General features: G+C 58.0%; 24 protein-coding genes. 16 read left to right on the top strand and 8 right to left on the bottom strand.

The genetic code is table 11. The features are described from left to right. Nucleotides 1–54 precede the first annotated feature (54 nt). Nucleotides 55–768 carry a uroporphyrinogen-III synthase gene (locus ACR0DE_RS19325; RefSeq protein WP_480754856.1) on the bottom strand — a complete coding sequence of 238 codons (714 nt, stop codon included), beginning with the start codon at nt 766–768 and terminating at the stop codon, nt 55–57. A gap of 97 nt (nt 769–865) precedes the next feature. Between ACR0DE_RS19325 and tsaD the strand changes: the two genes are divergently transcribed. From tsaD to ACR0DE_RS19345, 4 genes are read left to right on the top strand one after another with little or no spacing between them, the layout of a single operon-like run. Then, nucleotides 866–1,963: a tRNA (adenosine(37)-N6)-threonylcarbamoyltransferase complex transferase subunit TsaD gene (tsaD, locus tag ACR0DE_RS19330; RefSeq protein WP_480754857.1), complete on the top strand. Its 1,098-nt coding sequence runs from the start codon at nt 866–868 to the stop codon at nt 1,961–1,963. Continuing rightward, complete coding sequence (locus ACR0DE_RS19335) at nt 1,960–2,922, top strand: NAD(P)H-dependent glycerol-3-phosphate dehydrogenase (RefSeq protein WP_480754859.1); 963 nt, start codon at nt 1,960–1,962, stop codon at nt 2,920–2,922. Before tsaD ends, ACR0DE_RS19335 begins: the two co-directional genes overlap by 4 nt. Before the next feature lies 1 nt (nt 2,923). Further along, nucleotides 2,924–3,193: a YciI family protein gene (locus tag ACR0DE_RS19340; protein WP_170407946.1), complete on the top strand. Its 270-nt coding sequence runs from the start codon at nt 2,924–2,926 to the stop codon at nt 3,191–3,193. Next, nucleotides 3,193–3,615: an EVE domain-containing protein gene (locus tag ACR0DE_RS19345; RefSeq protein ID WP_170397911.1), complete on the top strand. Its 423-nt coding sequence runs from the start codon at nt 3,193–3,195 to the stop codon at nt 3,613–3,615. Before ACR0DE_RS19340 ends, ACR0DE_RS19345 begins: the two co-directional genes overlap by 1 nt. 222 nt (nt 3,616–3,837) lie before the next feature. Here ACR0DE_RS19345 and ACR0DE_RS19350 read toward each other — a convergent pair whose 3' ends face one another. Beyond that, nucleotides 3,838–4,179 carry a DUF2853 family protein gene (locus tag ACR0DE_RS19350; RefSeq protein WP_170397892.1) on the bottom strand — a complete coding sequence of 114 codons (342 nt, stop codon included), beginning with the start codon at nt 4,177–4,179 and terminating at the stop codon, nt 3,838–3,840. A 191-nt stretch (nt 4,180–4,370) separates the two neighbouring features. Between ACR0DE_RS19350 and ACR0DE_RS19355 the strand changes: the two genes are divergently transcribed. Then, entirely contained in the window at nt 4,371–5,018 is a 648-nt protein-coding gene (locus ACR0DE_RS19355; protein ID WP_223117334.1) for a DUF899 family protein, read from the top strand. Nucleotides 5,019–5,022: 4 nt separating this feature from the next. On the opposite strand, the gene ACR0DE_RS19360 is transcribed toward ACR0DE_RS19355, so the two are convergent. The 3 genes from ACR0DE_RS19360 to ACR0DE_RS19370 form a co-directional block, all read right to left on the bottom strand. Beyond that, nucleotides 5,023–5,772: an extensin-like domain-containing protein gene (locus ACR0DE_RS19360; protein ID WP_480754862.1), complete on the bottom strand. Its 750-nt coding sequence runs from the start codon at nt 5,770–5,772 to the stop codon at nt 5,023–5,025. 13 nt (nt 5,773–5,785) lie between these two features. Continuing rightward, entirely contained in the window at nt 5,786–7,174 is a 1,389-nt protein-coding gene (gene ahcY, locus ACR0DE_RS19365) for an adenosylhomocysteinase (RefSeq protein ID WP_480754864.1), read from the bottom strand. A gap of 103 nt (nt 7,175–7,277) precedes the next feature. After that, entirely contained in the window at nt 7,278–7,592 is a 315-nt protein-coding gene (locus ACR0DE_RS19370; RefSeq protein ID WP_170397881.1) for a hypothetical protein, read from the bottom strand. A gap of 206 nt (nt 7,593–7,798) precedes the next feature. On the opposite strand from ACR0DE_RS19370, the gene ACR0DE_RS19375 reads away from it, so the two are divergent. The 3 genes from ACR0DE_RS19375 to ACR0DE_RS19385 all read left to right on the top strand — a co-directional run bounded on the left by ACR0DE_RS19375 (nt 7,799) and on the right by ACR0DE_RS19385 (nt 10,310). Beyond that, entirely contained in the window at nt 7,799–8,392 is a 594-nt protein-coding gene (locus ACR0DE_RS19375) for an HD domain-containing protein (RefSeq protein ID WP_170397878.1), read from the top strand. Nucleotides 8,393–8,466: 74 nt separating this feature from the next. Further along, nucleotides 8,467–9,291 (top strand): FkbM family methyltransferase, encoded by an 825-nt coding sequence (locus ACR0DE_RS19380; RefSeq protein ID WP_170397875.1) that lies wholly within the window; start codon nt 8,467–8,469, stop codon nt 9,289–9,291. A 53-nt stretch (nt 9,292–9,344) separates the two neighbouring features. Beyond that, a complete protein-coding gene (locus ACR0DE_RS19385; RefSeq protein ID WP_170397872.1) occupies nt 9,345–10,310 on the top strand; it encodes a glycosyltransferase family 2 protein in 966 nt (321 codons plus the stop codon). A gap of 47 nt (nt 10,311–10,357) precedes the next feature. Here the strand turns inward: ACR0DE_RS19385 and ACR0DE_RS19390 are convergent, their stop codons facing one another. Both ACR0DE_RS19390 and ACR0DE_RS19395 read right to left on the bottom strand, forming a co-directional pair. Further along, nucleotides 10,358–10,912 (bottom strand): ActR/PrrA/RegA family redox response regulator transcription factor, encoded by a 555-nt coding sequence (locus tag ACR0DE_RS19390; protein ID WP_039542641.1) that lies wholly within the window; start codon nt 10,910–10,912, stop codon nt 10,358–10,360. An 87-nt stretch (nt 10,913–10,999) separates the two neighbouring features. Further along, a complete protein-coding gene (locus ACR0DE_RS19395; protein WP_170397869.1) occupies nt 11,000–11,617 on the bottom strand; it encodes an SCO family protein in 618 nt (205 codons plus the stop codon). Between the two features lie 92 nt (nt 11,618–11,709). Here ACR0DE_RS19395 and regB point away from each other — a divergent pair, with 92 nt between their 5' ends. The 8 genes from regB (at nt 11,710) to trxA (ending at nt 23,524) form a co-directional block, all read left to right on the top strand. Beyond that, nucleotides 11,710–13,101, top strand: coding sequence for a sensor histidine kinase RegB (gene regB, locus ACR0DE_RS19400; protein ID WP_170397866.1), 1,392 nt, complete (start codon nt 11,710–11,712; stop codon nt 13,099–13,101). Between the two features lie 64 nt (nt 13,102–13,165). Then, on the top strand, nt 13,166–14,674 hold the full coding sequence (locus ACR0DE_RS19405; RefSeq protein WP_480754866.1) for a PAS-domain containing protein: 1,509 nt from the start codon (nt 13,166–13,168) through the stop codon (nt 14,672–14,674). Nucleotides 14,675–14,714: 40 nt separating this feature from the next. Beyond that, nucleotides 14,715–15,185 (top strand): tRNA (adenosine(37)-N6)-threonylcarbamoyltransferase complex ATPase subunit type 1 TsaE, encoded by a 471-nt coding sequence (tsaE, locus tag ACR0DE_RS19410; protein WP_170407927.1) that lies wholly within the window; start codon nt 14,715–14,717, stop codon nt 15,183–15,185. After that, the gene (locus tag ACR0DE_RS19415) at nt 15,182–16,186 is read left to right on the top strand and encodes an aminoglycoside phosphotransferase family protein (protein ID WP_480754868.1); all 1,005 of its coding nucleotides are present in this window, start codon (nt 15,182–15,184) and stop codon (nt 16,184–16,186) included. The genes tsaE and ACR0DE_RS19415 overlap by 4 nt, the downstream gene beginning before the upstream one ends. Continuing rightward, the gene (locus ACR0DE_RS19420) at nt 16,183–16,869 is read left to right on the top strand and encodes a nucleotidyltransferase family protein (protein ID WP_480754870.1); all 687 of its coding nucleotides are present in this window, start codon (nt 16,183–16,185) and stop codon (nt 16,867–16,869) included. The genes ACR0DE_RS19415 and ACR0DE_RS19420 overlap by 4 nt, the downstream gene beginning before the upstream one ends. Further along, nucleotides 16,862–19,789, top strand: coding sequence for a double-strand break repair protein AddB (gene addB, locus ACR0DE_RS19425; RefSeq protein WP_480754872.1), 2,928 nt, complete (start codon nt 16,862–16,864; stop codon nt 19,787–19,789). The genes ACR0DE_RS19420 and addB overlap by 8 nt, the downstream gene beginning before the upstream one ends. Continuing rightward, nucleotides 19,786–23,145: a double-strand break repair helicase AddA gene (gene addA / locus ACR0DE_RS19430; protein WP_480754874.1), complete on the top strand. Its 3,360-nt coding sequence runs from the start codon at nt 19,786–19,788 to the stop codon at nt 23,143–23,145. The genes addB and addA overlap by 4 nt, the downstream gene beginning before the upstream one ends. A gap of 58 nt (nt 23,146–23,203) precedes the next feature. Beyond that, the gene (gene trxA, locus ACR0DE_RS19435) at nt 23,204–23,524 is read left to right on the top strand and encodes a thioredoxin (protein WP_170397826.1); all 321 of its coding nucleotides are present in this window, start codon (nt 23,204–23,206) and stop codon (nt 23,522–23,524) included. An 84-nt stretch (nt 23,525–23,608) separates the two neighbouring features. On the opposite strand, the gene ACR0DE_RS19440 is transcribed toward trxA, so the two are convergent. Next, nucleotides 23,609–23,872 carry a hypothetical protein gene (locus tag ACR0DE_RS19440; protein ID WP_170397824.1) on the bottom strand — a complete coding sequence of 88 codons (264 nt, stop codon included), beginning with the start codon at nt 23,870–23,872 and terminating at the stop codon, nt 23,609–23,611. Nucleotides 23,873–23,876: the final 4 nt, after the last annotated feature.

Below are 23,876 nucleotides of genomic sequence, written 5' to 3' on the forward strand. Positions count from 1 at the left end.
CGCGTTAATCCCCTTATCGATTCCCAAAACACATGAACAACAGACTAACCCAAGTTAATCTGCACCCGGCGCGCCCTCAACCCGCATCGCGTGTTTCACGAGTTTTTTCACGGCTTTCTGCATTTTGTCCGGGGTCGGTTCATCCGCGATCTTCAGCCGCTCGAAACTCAGTGTTTTAAGGGGTTCCGCTGTGGCTTCGCTGATCGCGGCCAGCCACAGAGGCGCGGATCCGGCCCAGACATCGGCAAATTGTCGCGCTGTGCGGGGCGAAAATAGCGGGGCGATGATGGGCTGATCACCCTCGGCGGCGTGGGAAGCCTCATCACTCAGCGGCAAAAGCTGTTGCCGATAAATCGGCTGTTCGCGGGTGGTCAGCCCGGATTCAGTCAAACGCGCGGCGACGTTGCCACGGCTGTGTTCTCCGCGCAGATGTAGCAGCGGGCTGTTTGGCTTGAGTTTGAGCAGATTGGCCACCAGCCCTTCGGCCGTCGCACCCAGCATCTGAGCATCCCACCCTGCCGCCTGCGCTGCCTGCGTGGTCACCGGACCAACGCAATAGGCGGGCAGGCTGCGTTCCACATTCAATAGGGCGGCGGCGTTCACGCCATTTGCCGAGGAAAAGATCAGTCCAGCAGAATCATCGGACTCAACCATGACACCCAGCGGTTCGATCTTTAACAAGGGTGAATGGATAACCGCGACTTGCGACCGAATGTGGTCCGGCAGTTGCGCAACGAACCTGTCCGAGGCGGCGCGAGGGCGGGTCATCAACAAATACAACGGTCGGCGCCTTCGGCCTTGGGATTGTTTGCATCCGCGCGGGGTGATACCCCGCTTGGCAATCATGATGCAACGGATCAGGCCTATGGTGCAAACACTTACCGTCCTTGGACTGGAAAGCAGCTGCGACGATACCGCAGCCGCCGTTGTGCGGCAGGGCACAGGCGTAGCGGCCGAGATCCTGTCATCCGTGGTGCATGGCCAGACTGAGTTGCACAGCGCCTATGGTGGCGTTGTGCCTGAGATCGCAGCGCGTGCGCATGCGGAAAAGCTGGATATTTGCATCAAACAGGCTCTAACACAGGCCGAAATTGGCTTAGATGATCTGGACGCTATCGCTGTCACCGCCGGTCCCGGCTTAATTGGCGGCGTAATATCCGGCGTGATGTGCGCAAAGGGCCTAAGCGCAGCAACCGGGTTGCCGCTAATCGGGGTGAACCATTTGGCCGGGCACGCGCTGACACCAAGACTGACCGACGAGATTGCTTTTCCCTACCTGATGCTGCTGGTCTCGGGTGGTCACTGCCAATATCTGATCGCTCATGGACCGGAACAGTTTACCCGCCTTGGGGGGACGATCGACGATGCCCCCGGTGAAGCCTTCGACAAGACCGCCCGTCTGTTGGGCTTACCCCAGCCCGGTGGCCCCTCGGTCGAGGCTGAGGCGCGCGCGGGTGATGCCAAACGTTTCCGCTTTCCCCGGCCCCTTCTGGATCGCCCCGGATGTGACCTGTCTTTTTCGGGACTCAAGACCGCGCTGATGCGGATGCGGGATAAGGTCGTAGCCGAAAAAGGGGGGCTGACCCGACAAGATCGCGCTGATCTGTGTGCCGGTTTTCAGCAGGCTATTGTTGATACCTTGGCTGAGAAAACCCGCCGCGCGATTGCCCAGTATCTTGAGACATCACCGTCAGAACCGGTTATTGCCGTTGCCGGAGGTGTCGCAGCAAATTCCGCTATTCGCGCAGGATTAGAGACTGTTTCCGCGGAAATGGGCGCCCGATTTACTGCCCCTCCGCTGGCTTTGTGCACTGATAATGCCGCAATGATCGCCTATGCGGGTATGGAACGATTCCGCACCGGTGCACGAGATGGGTTGGATCTGACGGCGCGGCCCCGCTGGCCCTTGGATCAAACCAGCCCTGCAATGCTGGGTAGCGGCAAAAAAGGGGCCAAGGCATGAGCGTGACCGTCCTTGGTTCTGGCGCATTTGGAACCGCTCTGGCGATATCTTTGGCGGGCAATGGGCCTGTAACTCTCTGGTCACGAGATGCCGAGCAAGCAGCGCAGATGCAGCACGGGCGCGAGAACCCGCGACGATTGCCTGGCGTTACATTGCCCGCCAGTGTTTCAGTGACAGCTGAATTAGAACAAGCGGCGCAATCCGATGTGTTGTTACTGGCCGTTCCAATGCAAAAGCTGCGCGATGCGTTGACGCAATATACCGGCGAACTGGGTGGCAAGGTTTTGGTGGCTTGCTGCAAGGGGATCGAACTGTCCACGGGGCTGGGTCCCGTTGCAGTCATCCGTCAAACCGTTCCGGACGCACTACCGGCCTTGCTGACTGGCCCCAGCTTTGCCGATGATATCGCGCGCGGTTTGCCTACGGCGTTGACGCTGGCTTGTGATGATGCCGAACTGGGTGAAGCGCTTCAGCAAGAGCTGACATCTGTCAATCTGCGTCTTTATCGTACCGCCGATACCGTCGGAGCAGAGCTAGGTGGAGCGCTAAAGAATGTGATGGCTATTGGTTGTGGCGCGGCCATTGGTGCAGGGCTTGGCGATAGCGCCCGCGCTGCGTTGATCACACGCGGATTTTCTGAGATGCAGCGCTTTGCCGCCCAGCGCGGGGCACGGCCCGATACGCTGATGGGGCTATCGGGGCTGGGTGATCTGGTGCTGACCTGCTCATCCGAATTGTCGCGAAACTATCGTTTTGGCCTGTGTTTGGGTCTAAACAAGCCATTTGACACCACGACAACCGTCGAAGGTGTCGCCACTGCGCAGGCCATGTCCGAAATCGCAGCGAGCGAAGGGTTAGACATGCCCATCAGCGCAACGGTGGCGAAACTCAGCAGCGGTGCCTACAGTGTCACCGACGCGATTCAGGCCCTGCTGGGTCGCCCACTCAAGGAGGAATAATATGCTCATCGCCCTGATCGCCCGGGATAAAGCTGGTGCCCTACAGACCCGGCTGGACAACCGCACGGCCCATCTGGCTTACATTGAAGAAACCGGTGTTGTGGCGCAGGCCGGGCCGTTACTGGACGGCGATGCGATGATCGGATCGCTGGTCATTCTGGATGTCGAGAATCTGGCCGCCGCTGAGGCCTGGGCCGCAAATGACCCCTACGCGCTGGCCGGCCTGTTCGACTCGGTTGAATTGATCCCGTGGAAAAAGGTCATCGGCTGATGGCGTATTGGCTGTTCAAATCCGAACCCTCGACCTGGAGCTGGGATCAGCAGGTCGGCAAGGGGGACGCGGGCGAGGAATGGGATGGGGTGCGCAACTACCAGGCCCGCAATTTCATGCGTCAGATGCAGATTGGTGACCGGGGTTTTTTCTACCACTCGCAAAAGGACAAGGAGATTGTCGGCATTGTCGAAGTCTGTGCCGAGGCCCATCCCGACAGCACAACCGATGATGAGCGTTGGGAATGCGTGGATATCAAAGCCGTCCGGTCTTTCACAATTCCGGTCAAACTGGATCAGATTAAGGCGGATGAGCGTTTGGGTGAAATGGTTCTGGTCAAGAATTCACGCCTTTCAGTGCAGCCGGTTAGCGATACAGAATGGCAGTTGATCTGCGCTTTGGGCGAGACAGAGGCGGATTGAATGAAAAGGGAAGGCCCTGACGACTTCAGAACCTTCCCTACCCCGCGTACTCCCAAGCTCACCACACGCATACGGAAATCTGTTGGTTCTGACCGTCCTGGTCATATCCTGACCTTAGCCGATTTCAGAACCGCGCTTCAAACGCCAAGTATTTAGAGTTTCAATCAAATACAAAACACCCGCCGGTAAGACCGACGGGTGCTGAAATGGTTCTTGGCTGGATCAGCTATAGACCGATTCTTTGCCGAAATGCTTGGTCAGCATGTAATAGACGACAGCGCGGTACTTGTTACGCTCGGACATGCCATAGGTCTCCATGGCCTTGTTGATCCCTTCCATCAGTTCGGGACCATCCGACAGGCCCAGCTTTTTGATGAGGAAGTTGTTCTTGACCGTCTCAAGTTCGCCTTCCTGGCTGGCCGCTACTGTCGACGCATCCGCGTCATAGATCGCCGGACCGCAACCGATGGTGACCTTGGTCAGCAGGTCCATATCGGGGTCCATCCCGCATTTGCCTTTTAGATCTTCAGCGTATTTGGCGATCAATTCGTCGCGTTTGCCCATGTCCCAATCTCCTTAATCCATTGTCACGGAACTTTTTACCGATGCACGAGAGACTAGCCTTGTCGGCGGAATTCCCAAAAGGGAAAAATCACAAGGTTTCCCCCTAGGCTGAACTTCGCGGGACTCGGTGATTTGATTTTTTCAGATTTATTATTTAACATTTTTGTTAATTATGATTCCCGGAGGTCCCCATGCCCGTAACGTTACCGAATGAAACCACCGAATATCGGTCAGCTCGTAATGCACTTCTATCCGCCGAGCGGGACCTGAGAGCAAAGGTTGAAGAGGTCGCGGCCTTGCGCCGTTCTCTTCCAACCGGAGGCAAAACCCCTAACGATTATGCGTTCCGAGATCTTGCAGGCGAGGGTGCGCCTATGTCGTCGCTGTTTGGCGACAAGGATACGCTGATTATCTATTCGCTGATGTACGGACCCGACGCGGAACGCCCCTGCCCTATGTGTTCGGCGTTTCTGGACGGGCTGAACTCTCAGGTTCATCATCTGAAGCAGAACGCCTCGGTCGCCGTAGTGGCGCAGAATACGCCCGAAAAACTCTCGGCGCTCAAGGATGAGATGGGTTGGAGTGCGCTGCCGCTCTATTCTGCACTAGGGACGAATTACCAGAGCGACTATCTGGCCCAGACCGAAGGGGGCGATCAGCTTCCCATCCTGAATGTCTTTCAACAGCTCCCTGATGGCATTCATCACTTCTGGAGTTCCGAGCTGTTCTTTGAACCCAGCGACTGGCATCCCCGGCATGTGGATGCAGCTTGGCCTTTGTGGAATGTGCTGGATTTCACACCACAGGGCCGCGGCGATTTTATCCCACCTCTACGCTGAGGTACTATCGGCAGTAGCCCCAGCCGGGCCCCTGCAGGTGGAAGTGATCGGCATGTAAGCGGTTGTAATCAGGGCCAAGCACCACGCGGAACCAGTCACAGGCTCCGCGCCAGATCTGGCGCAGAAAATCGGCCTCGGGCCCGTCAGCGTCCCAGTCAGCCAGCAGGTTCAAGCTGCGCCCGTCCGAGAGATCCATTCCGACGATGTCGATCGCGTCCGCAGTGGCGTGACTGCTCCAACCATTGTCTTGTCCTTGCGCGGTGCGCATCCGGCGGCAGTTATAGCTGCCGATCTGGCGCAATCTGCTGACGGAAGTCCCCAGTAGTTGCTGCGCAGCGGGTTGCACAACATGGTGTTCCCACATGACAAGCCGCAAAGTTGTGGCACACCGGGTCTCGACTGCAGTGACGCGGGCGTTCACCAGACCGGACAACCGGCCGCGTCCCTCGATTCCGCAATTCTGGTCCACCACCAGATCGTCCAGCGGATCAAACCGAGCTCCAGCCTCGGCCAAGGCTGCACGGCATAAAGCGTCATCCGCCAGTGCGCGGTTCAACTGGTAAGGGGTGACCGGGGTGACCGGGGCCGTCACGTTCAGATCACGCAGCGGGTTCCAGTGCGGGGGTACAGGCGTATTGGGATGGGCAAGCAGCCACCAAACGCCGCCGCCCAACACGGTCAACAGCGTTAAGAGGCCAAAAAGAAAAGACGCCGCCGAAAGCAGGATTCGGCGGCGTCCAGAAGCTTTGGTCATGCGTCTTTCGCACTTAGTAGCGGTAGTGTTCCGGCTTATAGGGGCCTTCGGGTTTCACGCCGATATAGGCCGCCTGATCGCTGTCCATCTGGGTCAGCTTCACGCCGATCCGGTCCAGATGAAGACGGGCAACTTTTTCGTCCAGATGCTTGGGCAGGATGTAGACTTCGTTCTTGTATTCATTGCCTTTGGTGAACAGCTCGATCTGGGCCAGGACTTGGTTGGTGAACGAGGCCGACATCACGAACGAGGGGTGACCGGTGGCGTTGCCAAGGTTCAGCAAGCGACCTTCGGACAGCAGGATAATGCGGTTGCCCGAGGGCATCTCGATCATGTCCACCTGTTCCTTGATGTTGGTCCATTTGTGGTTCTTCAGGCTGGCTACCTGAATTTCGTTGTCGAAATGGCCGATGTTGCCGACGATCGCCATGTCCTTCATCTCGCGCATATGCTCGATGCGGATCACGTCCTTGTTGCCGGTTGTGGTGATGAAGATATCCGCGTTTGCGACTTCGTCTTCCAGCAGGGTGACTTCGAACCCGTCCATGGCCGCTTGCAGCGCGCAAATCGGGTCGACCTCGGTCACTTTCACGCGGGCGCCTGCGCCACGCAGCGAAGCCGCCGATCCTTTGCCCACGTCACCATAGCCGCAGACCACGGCAACCTTACCGGCCATCATGGTGTCGGTGGCGCGGCGAATACCGTCTACCAGCGATTCCTTGCAGCCGTATTTGTTGTCGAACTTCGACTTGGTGACCGAGTCGTTCACGTTGATCGCCGGGAACGGCAGGTGGCCATCTTTCACCAGCTGATACAGGCGGTTTACACCGGTGGTGGTTTCTTCAGAGACGCCTTGGATCTGGTCGCGCATTTTGGTGAACCAGCCCGGAGACGCGGCCATGCGCTTGGCGATCTGCTTCTTGATCACCTCTTCCTCTTCCGAACCAGGAACGGGGATGATGTCCTCACCCGCTTCGGCGCGGGCACCCAGCAGGATATACAGCGTCGCGTCGCCGCCATCGTCCAGGATCATGTTGGGGCCTTCGTCGAACAGGAAGGATTTGTCCAGGTAATCCCAATGCTCTTCCAGCGTCTGGCCCTTGATGGCGAAAACGGGAATACCAGCCTCGGCAATCGCCGCCGCCGCGTGGTCCTGCGTTGAGAAGATGTTGCACGACGCCCAGCGCACATCAGCGCCCAGCGCCACCAGCGTTTCGATCAGAACGGCGGTTTGGATGGTCATATGCAGCGAACCGACGATCCGCGCGCCTTTCAGCGGCTTGCTTTCGCCATATTCGGCGCGCAGGGACATCAGCCCCGGCATTTCCGTTTCAGCGATATCCAGTTCCTTGCGGCCAAACCCGGCCAGCGAAATGTCCTTAACGATATAGTCCCCGGCCATCAGGTTCTCCACTCCGGTAAATCTTGGTCCGGGCTGCCCCTAGCATTCCTTGGGACAGGAGGCAATGTGGATGGCCGGAAACAGGAAGTCTGGTGACAAAATATCAGCTTGGCGTACCCTCTGCCTTGATTTTGGGGATCGCTTCAAAAAAATCAGTGCCAACGGCGACAATACAACTCATGCCGTTCGCCTGGGTCACCAAAACGGTATAACTTCCCGTTTCCTTCGAGGTCCAAACCTCCATGACCGTCTGCCCGCCACGTGATTTCTGAAGACCGCCAAAGGTTAATTCCTCGGAGTAATTGTCTTGCAGTTTGGTAATCACGTGCTCGCGCTCTGCGCAGTTCTGGGCAAAGGCAGGTGGCGCGGTTGCGGCCATTCCGAAGGTCAGGGTTATTGCAAACAAACGCTTGAACATAGCAAGCTCCTTTCGATACGAGTTTCGTTTCGAGAGGGCGCAACTGGGAGGAGTCAGCACCCCCCTCAGTCCTTGATGTCGGGATCGTATCGCGCAGGTTCAAAGCACGAATGCTCAAGAAATTGTTGGCAGCATGTGATCCAGACAGATACATCATACCACAAGAACGCGAATTGAACGTGTCCCAGTTCACAAGGCATGGTAAAATGGCAACACAACCCAGAGCGTGGCAAAGAATGCTGTCGGGCCGTCGGCTGGATTTGCTGGACCCGACACCCGTGGATATCGAGATCGAAGATATCGCGCACGGGCTGGCCTTTGTGGCGCGGTGGAACGGTCAGACCAACGGGGATTTTGCCTATTCCGTGGCCGAGCATTCCCTGCTGGTGGAAGAGCTTTTTGGCCGCATCGCACCAAATGCACCGACGAAATGGCGGTTGGCGGCACTGTTACACGATGCCCCCGAATATGTGATTGGTGACATGATCTCTCCAGTGAAATCCGCCGTTGGCCCGGATTATGGTGATTTAGACGACCGGCTGGCTGCTGCGATTCATATACGTTTCGGGTTGCCCGCCGTGGTACCAAAAACAGTGAAACGCCAGATCAAGAAGGCGGACAAGATCAGCGCCTGGATGGAGGCGACGCAGATCGCGGGTTTTTCTGATACCGAAGCATCAAAGTTCTTTGGTCGTCCGGACAAGGCAATATTAGAGGGGTTGCAGATCAAACTGCGTCCCCCGATTGAGGTGCGGCAGGCCTATACCGCGCGGCATCAGGAATTGTTGGGCAGCATTTAGGTCGCCAATAGATCAACAGTTCGGCCTATGCTAATTTTCCGCTAAAACAAGACCATAATCGGACGCAGGTTCAGATGAGCGACGCAGACAGCCAGATACCGGTCACGAACGCGCAGATGGAATATGCCAACGCGTGTTTACGTGAAGCGTACAATCTGACAGGCCGAGGGCGGGTGCGCAATCTGATCCGAAAGTCACTGCTGCCACAGTTGATCGCCTACCGGGGCATTCGAATCCACCTGCACCCTTATGACAATTTCAGCGAATTCTCTCTTTGGCAGAAGGGCCGGTCTCCGGAAGAGCTTGAGCTGAATTGGCTGAAAGAAAGCTTTGCGGGGAAGACTCTCAAGGTTTTGGATATCGGGGCAAATTTTGGTCTGTATTCACTTTTCTTGTCGTCAATTCTTAGCCCGGACTCCCGGATTCATGCGTTTGAGCCTAATCCGACACTGGCCGAACGCCTCAGCAATAATTGCTCTCTGAACGGATTTGGCAACGTGGAGCTGAACACTTTCGCGATCGCGGGCGAAACTGGTGAGGCGACACTTATTATAGAAAAGCGGGGCGACACGGCCACCAATCTTGGTCAGGCGCGCTTGGCAAACGACCCAGCGTATCTGGAGCTATCAAAATACGATACGATTGAGGTGCAGACCCGAACACTGCTTGAGCTTACACATCTGCATGATGCCGATTTTGCCAAGCTTGATGTTGAAGGGCACGAGCCGAACATTCTTATGCCTTTTCTTGAAAGCGCAGAAGATGCAGCGCTTCCCCAATATCTACAGCTGGAAACCGTGAATCTTGGTGATAGCGCCGAACGCCTGTTTGCCTCACTTTCTGATCGTGGCTATGAAAATGCCTTTCAAACTCAACGTAATATCATCTTCAGAAGATAGGCCGTGCAAGGAAGAACCGCGATCATGATCAAACCCACTCAGGCCAAGCCGATATGAAGGTCGGGCTATTCTCCTGCGCCAAGGATGAAGGGCCGTTTATTCTTGAGTGGGTCGCGTATCATCTGCTGGTCGGGTTTGATCCTATTCTGATTTACAGCAATGACTCGACAGACGGCACCGCCGAGCTGCTTGATGCGCTGGATAAAAACGGGGTTATTTCCCATGTTCTGCAAGATCTGAAACCCGGGCAAGTACCACAGCATACAGCGGCGGAAACGGCCTATGCGCATCCTTCGCTTAACGATGCCGATTGGCTGATGTGGCTTGATAGCGATGAGTTTCTTTTCTGTGCAAACGATGAAAATCAGGTCGCAGGTCTCATTGAATGCTGTTCCGGTTTCGCCGAAGGCGTCGCGGTGAATTGGTTGATCTTTGGAAATGGGGGCAACGACAAGTGGGAACCGGGGCTGGTCACGCAACGGTTCCTAGAGCGTGCCGACACAGATCATAACTTGCATCACTACTTCAAAACGCTTTTTCGAAAGTCCGATAAAATACGGGGGTTTGGCCTGCACCGGCCCTACTTGCGACCGGACTTTCGAAACGATGGATCGCAATTTGTAAATGCTGCGGGCCTGCCGATGCACGAACGCATGTATCGTTCGGGATTGCGACGAAGACATGCGCTGGGCGCCGCGCCCGAGCATCTGTCTACACACGATTGGGCTGCTGTCATTCACTACCCGGTGAAAACGCGAGACAGTTTCGCGCTCAAGCGGCAGCGCGGGCAAGGCACGAAAGCGACAGATGCACCCAACCGGTCCAGCCGGTTTCGTGAAAGGTATTGGAACAAGTACAACCAGAACAGCGTTGTGGATGATCGAATGCTGGCGATGGGTGGCAAGCTACAGGCAAAGGTTGATGAGTTGCTGTTATTGCCTAAAGTTGGGTGCGCGCACTCTGCCTGCCTTAAGAATTACGCGCTGAGGCTCCAAACTCAGGCTCAACCCGCGCCCTGAAAGTCGTTTGGAACGGCCCGGGAAAACACACTATTGAGTTTACGGGTCTACCTTGGGCTACGCTTCGCCAGAATCCGCTGCAACGTCCGGCGGTGCATGTTCAACCGGCGCGCGGTTTCCGAGACGTTCCGGTCGCACAGCTCATAAACGCGCTGGATATGTTCCCAGCGGACGCGGTCGGCGCTCATGGGGTTTTCCGGCGGCGGGGGCAGTTCGTCGCCCTTGGCCAACAGAGCGTTGGTGATGTCAGTGGCGTCGGCGGGTTTGGACAGATAGTCGGTTGCACCAATTTTGACCGCCGCAACGGCGGTGGCGATGGCGCCATAACCGGTCAGAACCACAACCCGGCTGTCGGGGCGTTTTTCGCGCAGCACTTCAACCACGTCCAGCCCATTGCCATCTTCAAGTCGCAGATCAACCACGGCATAGGCAGGTGGGCGGGCTGTGGAAATGGCGCGGCCTGCGGCGACGGAACCCGCGGTTTCAACCTCGAATCCGCGTTTTTCCATGGCCTTGGCCAGACGTCTCAGAAACGGCTCGTCATCATCTACCAGCAGCAGCGATTTGTCGGGGCCGATTTCAAGCTGGGAACTGTCTGCCATATGTGGGTCTTTCCGCTATTTCATGCCTCTTGGCTTAAACATGAGTAATAGCAGCGCCATTCCAAAGGTCAAACCGACTGTTGAGGATCAGGCCTGATCAAGAAAGCAGCCAATCTTGTCCGCCATCTGCTCGGCCGTTTCATCGCGTTTGAAAAATTCCAGAAACCCATCCTCGGGCGTCATCAGATAGGTAAAGGTCGAGTGGTCGACCAAATAATACTCATCGCTTTTGTCTTGGGCCTTGTAATAGGTCTTGTACGCCTTACTGGCCGCCTTGATCTGCTCGGGCGATCCGGTCAGGCCAATCACGCGTTCATGCAGGTTGAATGCGAAATCGCCCACGACCTCGGGGGTATCGCGATCCGGGTCTATCGAGATGAACAACGGCGTCACCGACTGACCGCGCTCGGCCAGCAAATCGATCGTGTCGACATTGCGCGACATGTCAAAGGGGCAAACATCCGGGCAGAAGGTATAACCGAAGTAGACAAGCGTGGGCTCGGTGATCACATCCTTGTCGGTTACCGTCTCACCCTTGGCGTTAAGCAGTTCGAACGGCCCGCCGATCGCCGCGCTCCCGCCCGCAATCTGAGACGAGCGGCACTGCGCGTATTTGTCGTCCGCGCCGCCCCTCGTCAACAGCCACATGGCGCCAAGACCAATTGCAAGAACAACAGTTGCGAGAATAGCATAAAGACGAACCATGGCGCGTATCCTGATACGAAAGGGGATGTTGATCGATTCTGCCGGGACACCTATCAACATGTCGGACCGACGCAATAGGACATAATCGACAGATGACGAATTCCAACACCAGTCTTTGGCGTGGGCAGGAGCGCAGTACCTGGATCAGGCTGCGCACGCTGATCCTGCTGCGATGGGTCGCCATTATCGGCCAGTTCACGGCCATCACGGTTGCACAGAAATATTACGACGTTCAGCTTGAGCTGGCATTGTGTTATTTCGTCATCGGCATTTCGGTGATGGGTAACCTCACGGCGATTCTGTTGTTTCCCGAAAACAAGCGCTTGTCGGAATTCGAGAACTTCCTGATGGTGCTGTTCGATCTGCTGCAGCTGTCGATCCTGTTGTATCTGACGGGGGGGCTAAACAACCCGTTTGCGCTGCTGTTGCTGGGCCCGGTGACGATTTCTGCAAATGTAATGAGCACCCGCTCGACCCTGATCATCGGCAGCGTTGCGGTGATCCTGACCACGTTGCTGGCGCAATTCCACCTCCCGCTGAGAACCAATCTGGGGTTGGTGCTGGATATCCCCGATATTTTGCTGTTCGGAAACTGGGCGGCGATTATCATCGCCATCGTTTTCATCGGCGCCTATTCGCACCGCATCAGTTCCGAAGTTCAATCGATGTCTGAAGCGCTCTCGGCCACCCATATGGCGCTGGCGCGCGAGCAAAAGCTGACTGATCTTGGTGGTGTGGTGGCCGCAGCCGCGCATGAGTTGGGTACGCCGCTGGCAACGATCAAGCTGGCCAGTTCAGAACTGATCGAAGAGCTGGACGACCGGCCTGAGCTGATGGAGGACGCAGCCTTGATCCGCGAACAGGCTGACCGCTGCCGCGACATCCTGCGCGATATGGGCCGAGCTGGGAAAGATGATTTGCACCTGCGTCAGGCGCCTCTGTCCACCGTGATCCATGAAGCGGCAGAGCCACATATCAATCGTGGTAAAGTGGTGCATTTCGACGAAGGACCAGTTGCGGATGGCGATGTGCAGCAGCCCTCAATCCTGCGCAAGCCCGAGATCATTCACGGGCTGCGCAACCTGATCCAGAACGCAGTGGATTTTGCCCAGTCGACGGTCTGGGTCGAAGCTGAATGGACCTCTGACCGGATCAGCGTTTCGATCATGGATGATGGTCGCGGCTACCCCTCCCACATCATAGGTCGGATTGGTGACCCGTTCATGCGCCGCCGCCGCGCCGATCGCAGTAGTCGGCCGGAATACGAAGGCATGGGGCTAGGTCTGTTCATCGCCAAAACCCTGCTGGAACGCAGCGGTGCCGAACTGAGCTTCGCCAATGGCGCGGACCCTTATCAGACCCTGACTGACCAACCGGACCGCAGGGGGGCGATCGTCAATGTCGTTTGGCCGCGCAAGCTGATCGACGCGCAAACCGGAGACACTCCGGTTCCCTCGGGCGCCAACCAACCGTTCCAGATCTGAGTTAAGACCCCGTTAACCATTGTTGTTCATATAGATTCAAACGTTTTACCCGGGGGTTGGAGCAATGGCCGAATGGATCGTTCTGGCCGCATTCAGTGTGGTTTCGGCCAGCTTTGCGATATTGTGGCTCTTGCCACGCCATCAGGCCAAAACAAGAGATTTCGGGCTGTCAGCGCCCGGAGCGCTGTTCGATGTTGTCTTCCTGTTCGATGGCGACCGGTTGATCAGCCACTCCGATATTGCGCTGGCAGGTTACGAATCCGTCAGCAACTGGGCTGATCTGCGGCGTTTGCTGCAACGTGATTTTCCCGCTTTCCCCGAAACTCCCGAGATTGTCCGGTCCGGGGGCAACATCGCCGTTTCAGCCATCGACTGCACAGTCGAGCGCGAGGTTCTGTGCGAATGGATCGACGGTATCATTCGGGTTCAATTACGTGATCTGACGGGGACCATCCCTACGCCACGCCGTGACCAGCGCGATCCAATTCGTTTGGCGATGGAGCAGGCGCCCTACCCTGTTTGGCTGATAGATCACCGTGATAAGGTGGGCTGGTGCAATGCGGCCTATGTACGGTTGGTTCGCAAGATCGCGGGACCGGATGCCGATCTGACGGACCCTCTGTTTCCTTCTCACAGGGACGAGGCGCAGCTGAGTCGAAAAACCCGTGTCTCGATTCCGGTCAGGGACAGCGATGCCAAGCTCTGGTTTGACCTGACCCAGGTCGCACACGAACAGGATCAGTTGTGTTACGCGGTCGATATCAACGCGATTGTCGAAGCCGAGACAGCGCAGCGCAAGTTTGTGCAGACCATGACCAAGACCTTCGCGCAGCTCTCCATTGGTCTGGCGATCTTTGACCGCAACCGGCAACTGGCCCTGTTCAATCCAGCGCTGATCGATCTGACCACCCTCCCACCCGACTTCCTGAGCCTGCGCCCAAGCCTGTCCAGCTTTTTTGACCGGCTTCGCGACCAGCATATGATGCCCGAGCCTAAGAACTATCGCAGTTGGCGGCGCCAGATGAACGACCTTCTGGAGGCGGCACAGGACGGGAACTATCAGGAAACCTGGTCGCTGCCATCAGGATCGGTCTATTCCGTCAGTGGTCGCCCGCATCCCGATGGGGCCGTGGCTTTCCTGTTCGAAGATATCACCGCCGAAATCACACTGACCCGACGGTTCCGCGCTGAAACGGACCTTATGCAATCCATTCTGGACAAGCTGGCTGATGCCATCGCGGTGTTTTCGGATGACGGTTCGCTGGCGATCACAAATTACGCCTATCAGGTGTTGTGGGGCGACAGCGGCGAAGTAGGATTCGAACCAGCAACGGTGCTGGAAATCACACGCCAATGGCAGGAGCACTGCACCGCCACACCGATCCTTGGCGAGATCCGCGAATTCGTCACCGCGCGCGAGAACCGGGCCGAATGGTCGGCTGAACTGATCCTAAAATCCGGCGGCTCTTTGAACTGCACGGTCAGCCCCATGCAAAACGGGGCAACAATTGTCCGTTTCGCCTCGGACAACCCGGTCAGGAACATCACGGAAATACAAAAAATCAGCGCGTGAACCGGTTGCAGCCGACCCGGCGCAGGTTCATTGTGACGCTATGAACGCACCGCTGACTCTGACCTCGAAATCCCCATTCGACACTGCTGAAGTTGCCACCAAACTGGGTGGCGCATTGCAGTCTGGCGATACTATCCTGCTTGAAGGTACCATCGGCAGCGGCAAAACCCATTTCGCACGCGCATTGATCCAATCTCTTCTGTCCGCACCCGAAGATGTGCCTTCACCGACCTTTACTCTGGTTCAGGTTTACGAGACGCAGCTTGGTGAGGTCTGGCATTCAGACCTCTATCGTCTTTCTGCCGTGGAAGAGATCGAAGAGCTGGGGCTGGTCGACGCCTTCGACGCCGGCATTTGCCTGATCGAGTGGCCTGAAAAGCTGGGTCCCCTGACGCCAGAGCCGGCCTTACTGATCCGGTTCACCACAGACGCCAACGAACAAGATACGCGACAACTTAAGATGTCGTGGACAGACCCGAAATGGAACGCCAAGCTGGAGGGGATCCAATGACGAACCGGGCCATTCTGGCAGAAGCCTTGATCGCGCAGACACCATGGAACGGCGCACGGCATACGCCTTTGGCGGGTGATGCCTCGAACCGCAGGTACGAGCGTCTGACCGACCCTGCCACCGGCCGGACCGCCGTTTTGATGGATGCTCCGCCCGACAAGGGCGAAGCTGTTGAACCCTTCGTGCGTATGTCGAAATACCTGCGTTCCATTGGGTTGAGTGCGCCGGAAATCTACGCCGAGGACTGCGAATACGGGTTTCTGTTGCTCGAAGATTTGGGCGACGATCTGTTCGCACGCGTCTTGCGGGACGATGCGACGCTTGAGCGCACGCTGTATGACGCCGCAACCGATGTACTTGTCCATCTTCACGCGGCGCCGACGCTTTCGCTCGACAGTTACGACCCCGCTCTGATGACCGAATTGGCGGCGCTGTCGTTCACGAAATATGCGCAAGGCATTCTTGGATCGCACGACGACGAGGCCCGCGCCCGGTTCGAGCTGCGCTTTGCGGATATCCTGCACCGGGAAACCGGCGGAACGCGGGTTGTTGTGCAACGCGATTACCACGCAGAAAACCTGATCTGGCTGCCCGAGCGCGAAGGTCTGGCGCGTGTCGGTCTGCTGGATTTCCAAAGCGCGATGCTGGGGCATCCCGCCTATGATTTGATGTCACTGCTACAGGATGTGCGTCGGACTGTGCCCGCCGGGATCGAGATGCGGATGATCGACCGCTATATCACCGCAACCGGCGTCGATGGGCATGATTTCCGCACCGCATATGCTGTTCTGGGCGCACAGCGTAACCTGCGCATTCTGGGCGGTTTTGCCCGGCTGGCGACCGATTATGGAAAGCCACACTACGTCGACCTGATCCCGGCTGCGTGGGCACATTTGATGCGCGATCTCGAACATCCCGGGTTGGTGCCGGTGGCAGACCTGTTGCGCAGCGCTCTGCCCGCCCCAAGCCCCGAAAACCTGGAAAAGCTGAGGGCGCAATGACCGGCCCCCCCCAAGCTGCAATGCTGTTTGCCGCGGGCTTTGGTACTCGCATGGGTGCCCTGACCAAAGACCGGCCCAAACCGCTGATCGAGGTGGCCGGGCGGCCCCTGATTGATCACGCACTGGATCTGGTCGATGCGCTCAGGCCGCTGCGGGTTGTTGCCAACCTGCACTACCACGCTGATCAGTTGGCTGATCATCTGGCGGGCTGCGACGTTATGATATCGCGGGAAGAACCGCGCATTCTGGATACTGGTGGTGGGCTGCGCGCAGCGCTACCTCTGCTTGGATCCGATCCCGTATTCACCTTGAACAGCGACGCGATCTGGGCTGGGCCCAACCCGCTGAATTTACTGAAGGATCAGTGGAATCCGGATAAAATGGATGCGCTGCTGATGTGCGTTCCAGTTGGGCAAACCCTTGGCCACTCCGGCCCTGGTGACTTCACTCAGGACAGCACAGGGCGGATCGTCCGCGGTGCAGGTCTTGTTTACGGCGGGGTACAAATTCTGAAAACCGAAGCGCTGCATGACATCGCTGAGGACGTGTTTTCATTGAACGTGTTGTGGGATCGAATGCTGCAGCAAAAGCGCCTGTTCGCACTGTCTTACCCCGGTCGCTGGTGCGATGTGGGGCGTCCCGAGGGTATTGATCTGGCCGAGGGGCTGATTGCCGATGTTTGAGCCCAGCGCCCTGCCCCGGGCCTTCGCCGTTCCTCCGGGAGCGGATTTTCCCAAGGTGTTGGTTGACGGGCTACATGAGCGGTTTGTGGGGCAGCCGCCCGACGCGCTGGCCCGGGTGCAACTGGTGATCAACACCCGACGGATGGCGCGCCAGGTGCGCGATCTGTTTGATCAGGGTCCCGCTTGCCTTTTGCCACGCCTCTCTTTGGTCACCGATCTTGGCGAAAGCGCCGATCTGGCGCAGATCCCACCCGCAATCCCGTCTCTGCGTCGCAGGCTGGAGCTGACGCAGCTGATCGCAAAACTGCTAGACCAGCAACCCGATCTGGCGGCCCGGTCCTCGCTGTTCGATCTGTCTGACAGTCTGGCCGGGCTGATCGACGAGATGCAGGGGGAAGGTGTCTCGCCCGATGCGATCAGGCAACTGGATGTCAGCGACATGTCCGGCCATTGGGCACGGGCGCAGGCCTTTATCGGCATCGCCGATCAGTTCATGGAATCCGGTTCGGACGCGCTGGATGCGCAGGCCAGACAGCGGCGCGTGGTCGAGAACCTGATCGCGCGCTGGGAGGCGTCGCCGCCCGAACATCCTGTCATTCTGGCAGGCTCTACCGGGTCTCGCGGGACCACCCTGATGCTGATGCAGGCGGTCGCGCGTCTGCCTCAGGGGGCGCTGGTGCTGCCTGGCTATGATTTCGATCAGCCTGAACATGTTTGGCACAATCTGGATAACCCGCTGACATCTGAGGATCATCCTCAATACCGGTTCCGCAAGCTGATGCTTGGGCTAGGGCTTGGCCCGGATCAAATCCGGCCATGGACCACGGATCAGGCCCCTTCACCTGCCCGTAACAAGCTGATTTCGCTTGCATTGCGCCCTGCCCCGGTCACCGACGCATGGATGACTGAAGGCCCGCTCCTGCCCGACCTGAACGGTGCGACCAAGGATGTGACGCTGATCGAGGCGCCCTCGCCCCGGGCCGAGGCCTTGGCCATTGCGCTACGCCTACGGCAAGCCGCCGAGACCGGCCAGACCGCCGCGCTAATCACCCCCGACCGGATGCTAACCCGGCAGGTCAGCGCCGCACTGGACCGGTGGAATATCCTGCCTGATGACAGCGCGGGCCTGCCACTGCAGCTGTCTCCGCCCGGGCGGTTCCTGCGCCATGTCGCCGGGCTGTTCGCGCGCCGCCTGGATGGCGAGGCTCTGCTGACGCTGCTCAAACACCCACTGTGCCATGACGGGGGCGACCGGGGCAGCCACCTGCTGCATACCCGCGATCTTGAGCTTGACCTGCGTCGCTATGGCCCGCCCTTTCCCGACAGCGCCAGCCTGACCGCTTTCGCCATTCGTACTGAAGCGCCCGAGGACTGGGTCCGCTGGGTTACCCAGACATTTTGCGATCAATACGACCCCACCGAACAGCCACTGCCGGACTGGGTCGCCCGGCTTCACACGCTGGCCGAGATGATCTCGGCAGGTGCAACCGGTGAATCTGGCACATTGTGGGACAAGAACGCGGGCCAGAAGGCGCTTGCGGTGATCTCTACTTTGGAAGCCGAAGCACAGCATGGCGGTGCGATGACCGCCCATGACTTTGCCGACCTTCTGGGCGCGTTGTTGGCAGGTGAAGAAGTCCGCGACCGTGATGCACCTCACCCGCATCTGATGATCTGGGGCACCCTGGAAGCGCGCGTTCAGGGTGCGGATCTGCTAATTCTGGGTGGCTTGAACGAAGGCAGCTGGCCCGAGGCTGCGGCACCCGACCCCTGGCTGAACCGTCAGATGCGCAATGAGGCCGGTCTTTTACTGCCCGAACGCAGGATCGGCCTGTCCGCGCATGACTTCCAGCAGGCGGCAGGTGCTGCAGAGGTGGTTTTGACCCGCGCTACCCGCTCGGATGATGCGGAAACCGTACCATCCCGTTGGCTGAACCGCATGACCAACCTGTTGCAAGGCCTGCCTGAACAGGGTGGAACTAGGGCGTTAGAAGCAATGCAAGCGCGGGGCCAACGGTGGCTGGATTGGGCAGAGATGCTGGAACATGCACCCCGAATCGCACCCGCGCACCGCCCGTCGCCACGACCACCCGTCGCGGCGCGGCCACGGCGGCTATCGGTGACCGAAATCAAACGCCTGATCCGCGATCCGTACGCCATATATGCCCGACATGTCCTGCGATTGAGACAACTGGACCCGCTGGTTCAGGCGCCAGATGCCCTGCTACGCGGTATCGTCATCCACGAGGTGATGGAACAATTCGTGCGCGACAGCGTTCTGGATCCGGCTTTATTGACCCGAGAAAATTTCCTGAAACGCGCCAAAGCTCTGCTGGACGACCACGTTGCGTGGCCAACTGCCCGAAAGCTGTGGCTGGCGCGGCTAGAGCGGATTACCGATAGCTTTCTGTCCGCCGAGATTCACCGCCGCGCCGATGGCGGGCCTGTAGCATTTGAAGTTGGAATGCGGCTGGCGTTGACGCCGCTGGACTTCACCATTGCCGGACGTGCCGACCGAATCGATCGAAGCGGGCAGGGGGCTTTGCGTATCATCGACTACAAGACGGGCACTCCGCCAACGGAAAGTCAGCAAGCCAAATTCGACAAACAACTGCTGATCGAGGCCGCAATGGCCGAGCAGGGCGGTATCGAAGGATTCGATCCGCTTCCCGTTGCACAGGCGATCTTCATTGGCATGGGCGGCACCTATAAAGAAGTGCCCGCACCGCTGCAGAAAGAGCCGACCGACAAGGTGCTGGCCGAACTGAAAGAGCTCATTTCAGCTTATTTAGAGCCTGATCAGGGGTTCTCTTCACGCAGGATGCCGCACAAGGACACAGATATAGGGGACTATGATCACCTCGCCCGGTTCGGCGAGTGGGATCGTTCGGCGGAAACCGAACCGGAGGACCTGACATGACCCCCCGCAATGATGCCACCGAACGGCAGGTTCAGGCCGCGCGCCCGGACGCCTCAACCTGGCTGGCGGCCAATGCGGGCTCGGGCAAAACCCGGGTGCTGACCGACCGGGTGGCGCGGCTGTTACTGGATGGCGTACAGCCGCAGCATATCCTGTGCCTGACCTATACCAAGGCCGCGGCCAGCGAGATGCAGAACCGGTTGTTCAAACGTCTTGGCAAATGGGCAATGTTGGGCGACGGCGACCTTCAGTCTGAGTTGGTCGAACTTGGCGTACCGGGCGTGATCGATCCCGACCGGTTGGCGCAAGCACGGACCCTGTTTGCCCGCGCTATTGAGACGCCTGGTGGCCTGAAAATCCAAACGATCCACTCCTTCTGTGCTTCGCTGCTGCGACGGTTCCCGCTTGAGGCGGGGGTCAGCCCTCAGTTCTCCGAAATGGAAGACCGGGCTGCGGCGTTGCTGCGCGAAGAGATCATTGAAAGTTTTGCCGACGGCCCTCAGGCCGAATTGATCGAAGACGTTGCCCGCTTTGTCACCGATACCGGTTTTGACAAACTGACTGCCGCTGTTGCGCAGAAACGAAATCAGTTTGAACATGTGCTGCAATGGCCGGACATTCTGCAACGGTTTGATCTGCCCGAAGGTTTTGATGAACAGGTCCTGCTGCGTAACGTGTTTCTGGGCGGTGAGGTCGAACTGATCCAGTCCATTTTACCCGCGCTTTCGGAAAGCGGAGGGAACAATGCCAAGGCCGCCGACAAGCTTGTCGGCTTTACCGACGCCCGGCTCAGCAAACTGACGATACTTGAAAACGTCCTATTGACGGGTAAGGGTGCGAAAGAGCCCTTTGCCGCAAAACTCAACAGCTTTCCAACCAAGGCGCTGCGTGAAGGGGTGCTGGCAGATCGGATGCCCCAGCTCGAGGCCCTGATGCTGCGGGTCGAAGCCGCGCGGGAACAACGACTGGCGCTGGTTGCGGCCCAGAAAACCCATGTATTACATCGCTTTGCCGCGGCCTTCCTCCCGGAATACGAGCGGTGCAAGCAGGTGAGGGGTTGGCTGGATTTTGATGACCTGATCCTGCGCGCACGTCAGGTGCTGAACGACCCAGCGGTGGCGGAATGGGTGCTGTACCGGCTCGACGGTGGCATCGATCACATTCTGGTGGACGAAGCGCAGGACACCAGCCCAGATCAGTGGGACGTGATCGAAAAATTGGCTCAGGAATTTACCAGCGGGGAAGGGGCCCGATCCGGAGTTGAACGCACGATCTTTGTGGTCGGCGACAAGAAACAGTCAATCTATTCCTTCCAAGGTGCCGACCCGCAAGCCTTTGACCAGATGCAGGCCGAATTTGGACGAAAACTTCGAGAATCAGGCTCTAAACTGTGGGATTCAACGCTGGAATATTCGTTCCGCTCGTCCAGCGCGATCCTTGGGCTGGTCGATGTACTGTTCGAAAACCATGTAGAGGCCGGGTTCCACAAGGATGCCTTACACCGGGCATTCAAGGCCGATCTTCCTGGGCGCGTCGACCTATGGCCGGTGATCGAGAAGGTTGAAGACGAGGATGACAGCGATTGGACCGATCCCGTTGATCGACCCGGCGCGCGGCATCACACCGTCATTCTGGCAGAACAAGTTGCCCGGTCGATCAAGGATATGATCAGGGATGGCGCCACCATTCCCGATGATGGCGATGCGTCGGGGACATTTGTCCGGCGCAAAGTGCAGCCCCGCGACTTTCTGATCCTTGTCCAACGCCGCTCGGACCTGTTTGCCGAGATCATTCGCGCCTGCAAAAGTGAGGGCCTGCCCATCGCGGGGGCGGATCGCCTGAAGGTGGGCGCGGAATTGGCGGTCAAGGATCTGGCTGCTTTGCTGAGCTTTCTGGCCACACCCGAAGACAGCCTATCCCTGGCGACAGTCCTGAAATCCCCACTGTTTGGCTGGACGGAACAACAGTTGTTCGATCTGGCTCATCGCAGGGAGGAAACTTATCTATGGGCAGCGTTGCGCAATCGTGCCGAGGAGTTCCCGGTAACGCTTGCGATTCTGAACGACCTACGCGATCAAACCGATTTTCTGCGTCCTTATGATCTGATCGAACGTATCCTGACGCGCCATGACGGGCGACGCAAACTGCTGGGCCGGCTTGGGGCCGAGGCTGAGGATGGTATCAACGCGTTGCTGTCGCAGGCGCTGGCCTATGAACGGACAGATATCCCAAGCCTCACCGGTTTTCTGGTCTGGATGCAAACCGACGATCTGGAGATCAAGCGCCAGATGAGCGGAGTCGGCAATATGATCAGGGTGATGACCGTTCATGGCTCGAAGGGATTGGAATCACCGATCGTAATCCTGCCGGACACTGGTAAACGACAGCCACCACGAGATGCCGAGATCATGATGGCGGGCGATACTCCGTTGTGGAAAGTGCCTTCTGATGCCTCACCTGCATTAATCGCAGCTGCGCGCCAAGAAGCCAGAACGCGCGAGGAGAATGAGCGGCTGAGGCTACTCTATGTGGCTCTAACACGGGCAGAAAAGTGGCTAATAGTGGCGGCCGCCGGGGATGTAGGCAAGGATGGCAACAGTTGGTATCAGATGGTTGAGGCTGCGATGGTGCGGGCAGGGGCTACTCATGTACCCGGCACCCAGAACCTTCGACTAGCGCATGGAGATTGGGAGGCTTTGCCCGCTGTTGAACAGGGCAGCATCCCGCACAACGAACAGCATTTGCCTGTATTTTTTGACCACCCCGCGCCAAATGCACCCGCGCCAGCCGAAACGCTCAGCCCCTCTGATCTTGGGGGTGCGAAGGCCTTGCCCGGAGATGCGGGGCAGGATGAAGAGGCGGCGAAACGACGCGGATCGCAGCTGCACCTGTTGCTCGAACATCTTCCTGCTGCCGCACAGGATCAATGGCCGCAGCTTTGCGCACGGCTTCTGGCCGATATGCAAGATGTTGAGCGGCAAGATCTGCTGACTGAGGCCACTTCGGTGCTGACGGCCGAATATCTGAAACCGGTCTTTGGCTCGGATGCGCTGACCGAGGTTTCGGTCTCTGCCGATCTGAACGGCACACGAATGCATGGGGTCATCGACCGGCTGATTATAACGGATACAGAGGTGCATGTGATTGATTTCAAATCCAATGCGACTGTTCCGACCGGGCCAGAATCCTGTCCCGAAGGGCTGTTGCGCCAGATGGCGGCCTACGCCCATGCCCTGTCGCAAATCTATCCCAATCACAGTATCCGCACCGCTATCTTGTGGACGCGAACCGCGCACCTGATGTGGTTGCCACACGATATGGTGACGGACGCTCTGACACCGAACCCTATATCTTGACCTTGCCCGGTGCCGCACCTAGGTTCTGAGCCCAAGCATTCCCAGTCAGGAGACAGACATGTCGACCGTAGCCGTTACCGACGACACCTTTGACGCCGAAGTCAAGAATTCCGATATCCCCGTCGTGGTGGATTTCTGGGCCGAGTGGTGCGGCCCCTGTAAGCAGATCGGCCCCGCCCTGGAAGAGCTGGCCAGCGAATATGGTGGCAAGGTGAAGATTGCCAAGGTCGATGTCGACAGCAACCCAAACTCAGCCGCGGCCATGGGCGTGCGCGGGATTCCGGCGCTGTTCATTTTCAAAGACGGTCAGGTGGTTTCGAACCGCGCTGGCGCGGCCCCGAAGGCGGCCCTGCAAAGCTGGATCGACGAGTCGATCTGACCTTCGCTAGTGTCCGAACGCAAAAAGGCGCCCCGCATTAGGCGCCTTTTTTTGTGAAAGCCACTGCGTGACAAGAGTTTAGACTCACTTGATGGTCCACCTCACCGATACTCCCGCGCCGTCTTTGTGGGTAAATGTAACGGTGTCGTCTGCGATTGAAACCACCTGACAGTCATGGGGCATCACTTCACCGACGATCACGATTCTCCGACAGTAATACCTGTCTTTCCACTCCCACGTGCCGCTGATACTGCCACCTTTCGGGCCTTTGCCCTCAACCGTGCCGTCCTTGTGAATTGTCACCCAGGTTTCGCCCTGAACCAGCTTCTTATCAACGATCAGGTTCATAAAT

It is taken from the genome of Ruegeria sp. C10 (assembly GCF_056537805.1).

Excerpts from the sequence above, each read along its gene's own strand:
- ACR0DE_RS19375 (WP_170397878.1), top strand. The coding sequence starts at position 7,799 with ATGGCAACACAACCCAGAGCGTGGCAAAGAATGCTGTCGGGCCGTCGG.
- regB (WP_170397866.1), top strand. The coding sequence starts at position 11,710 with ATGACGAATTCCAACACCAGTCTTTGGCGTGGGCAGGAGCGCAGTACC.
- ahcY (WP_480754864.1), bottom strand. The coding sequence starts at position 7,174 with ATGGCCGGGGACTATATCGTTAAGGACATTTCGCTGGCCGGGTTTGGC.
- trxA (WP_170397826.1), top strand. The coding sequence starts at position 23,204 with ATGTCGACCGTAGCCGTTACCGACGACACCTTTGACGCCGAAGTCAAG.
- ACR0DE_RS19335 (WP_480754859.1), top strand. The coding sequence starts at position 1,960 with ATGAGCGTGACCGTCCTTGGTTCTGGCGCATTTGGAACCGCTCTGGCG.
- ACR0DE_RS19395 (WP_170397869.1), bottom strand. The coding sequence starts at position 11,617 with ATGGTTCGTCTTTATGCTATTCTCGCAACTGTTGTTCTTGCAATTGGT.
- ACR0DE_RS19420 (WP_480754870.1), top strand. The coding sequence starts at position 16,183 with ATGACCGGCCCCCCCCAAGCTGCAATGCTGTTTGCCGCGGGCTTTGGT.
- addB (WP_480754872.1), top strand. The coding sequence starts at position 16,862 with ATGTTTGAGCCCAGCGCCCTGCCCCGGGCCTTCGCCGTTCCTCCGGGA.
- ACR0DE_RS19345 (WP_170397911.1), top strand. The coding sequence starts at position 3,193 with ATGGCGTATTGGCTGTTCAAATCCGAACCCTCGACCTGGAGCTGGGAT.
- ACR0DE_RS19355 (WP_223117334.1), top strand. The coding sequence starts at position 4,371 with ATGCCCGTAACGTTACCGAATGAAACCACCGAATATCGGTCAGCTCGT.
- tsaE (WP_170407927.1), top strand. The coding sequence starts at position 14,715 with ATGAACGCACCGCTGACTCTGACCTCGAAATCCCCATTCGACACTGCT.
- ACR0DE_RS19405 (WP_480754866.1), top strand. The coding sequence starts at position 13,166 with ATGGCCGAATGGATCGTTCTGGCCGCATTCAGTGTGGTTTCGGCCAGC.
- ACR0DE_RS19440 (WP_170397824.1), bottom strand. The coding sequence starts at position 23,872 with ATGAACCTGATCGTTGATAAGAAGCTGGTTCAGGGCGAAACCTGGGTG.
- ACR0DE_RS19325 (WP_480754856.1), bottom strand. The coding sequence starts at position 768 with ATGACCCGCCCTCGCGCCGCCTCGGACAGGTTCGTTGCGCAACTGCCG.
- addA (WP_480754874.1), top strand. The coding sequence starts at position 19,786 with ATGACCCCCCGCAATGATGCCACCGAACGGCAGGTTCAGGCCGCGCGC.
- ACR0DE_RS19385 (WP_170397872.1), top strand. The coding sequence starts at position 9,345 with ATGAAGGTCGGGCTATTCTCCTGCGCCAAGGATGAAGGGCCGTTTATT.
- ACR0DE_RS19350 (WP_170397892.1), bottom strand. The coding sequence starts at position 4,179 with ATGGGCAAACGCGACGAATTGATCGCCAAATACGCTGAAGATCTAAAA.
- ACR0DE_RS19340 (WP_170407946.1), top strand. The coding sequence starts at position 2,924 with ATGCTCATCGCCCTGATCGCCCGGGATAAAGCTGGTGCCCTACAGACC.
- ACR0DE_RS19390 (WP_039542641.1), bottom strand. The coding sequence starts at position 10,912 with ATGGCAGACAGTTCCCAGCTTGAAATCGGCCCCGACAAATCGCTGCTG.
- ACR0DE_RS19370 (WP_170397881.1), bottom strand. The coding sequence starts at position 7,592 with ATGTTCAAGCGTTTGTTTGCAATAACCCTGACCTTCGGAATGGCCGCA.
- ACR0DE_RS19380 (WP_170397875.1), top strand. The coding sequence starts at position 8,467 with ATGAGCGACGCAGACAGCCAGATACCGGTCACGAACGCGCAGATGGAA.
- ACR0DE_RS19360 (WP_480754862.1), bottom strand. The coding sequence starts at position 5,772 with ATGACCAAAGCTTCTGGACGCCGCCGAATCCTGCTTTCGGCGGCGTCT.
- tsaD (WP_480754857.1), top strand. The coding sequence starts at position 866 with ATGGTGCAAACACTTACCGTCCTTGGACTGGAAAGCAGCTGCGACGAT.
- ACR0DE_RS19415 (WP_480754868.1), top strand. The coding sequence starts at position 15,182 with ATGACGAACCGGGCCATTCTGGCAGAAGCCTTGATCGCGCAGACACCA.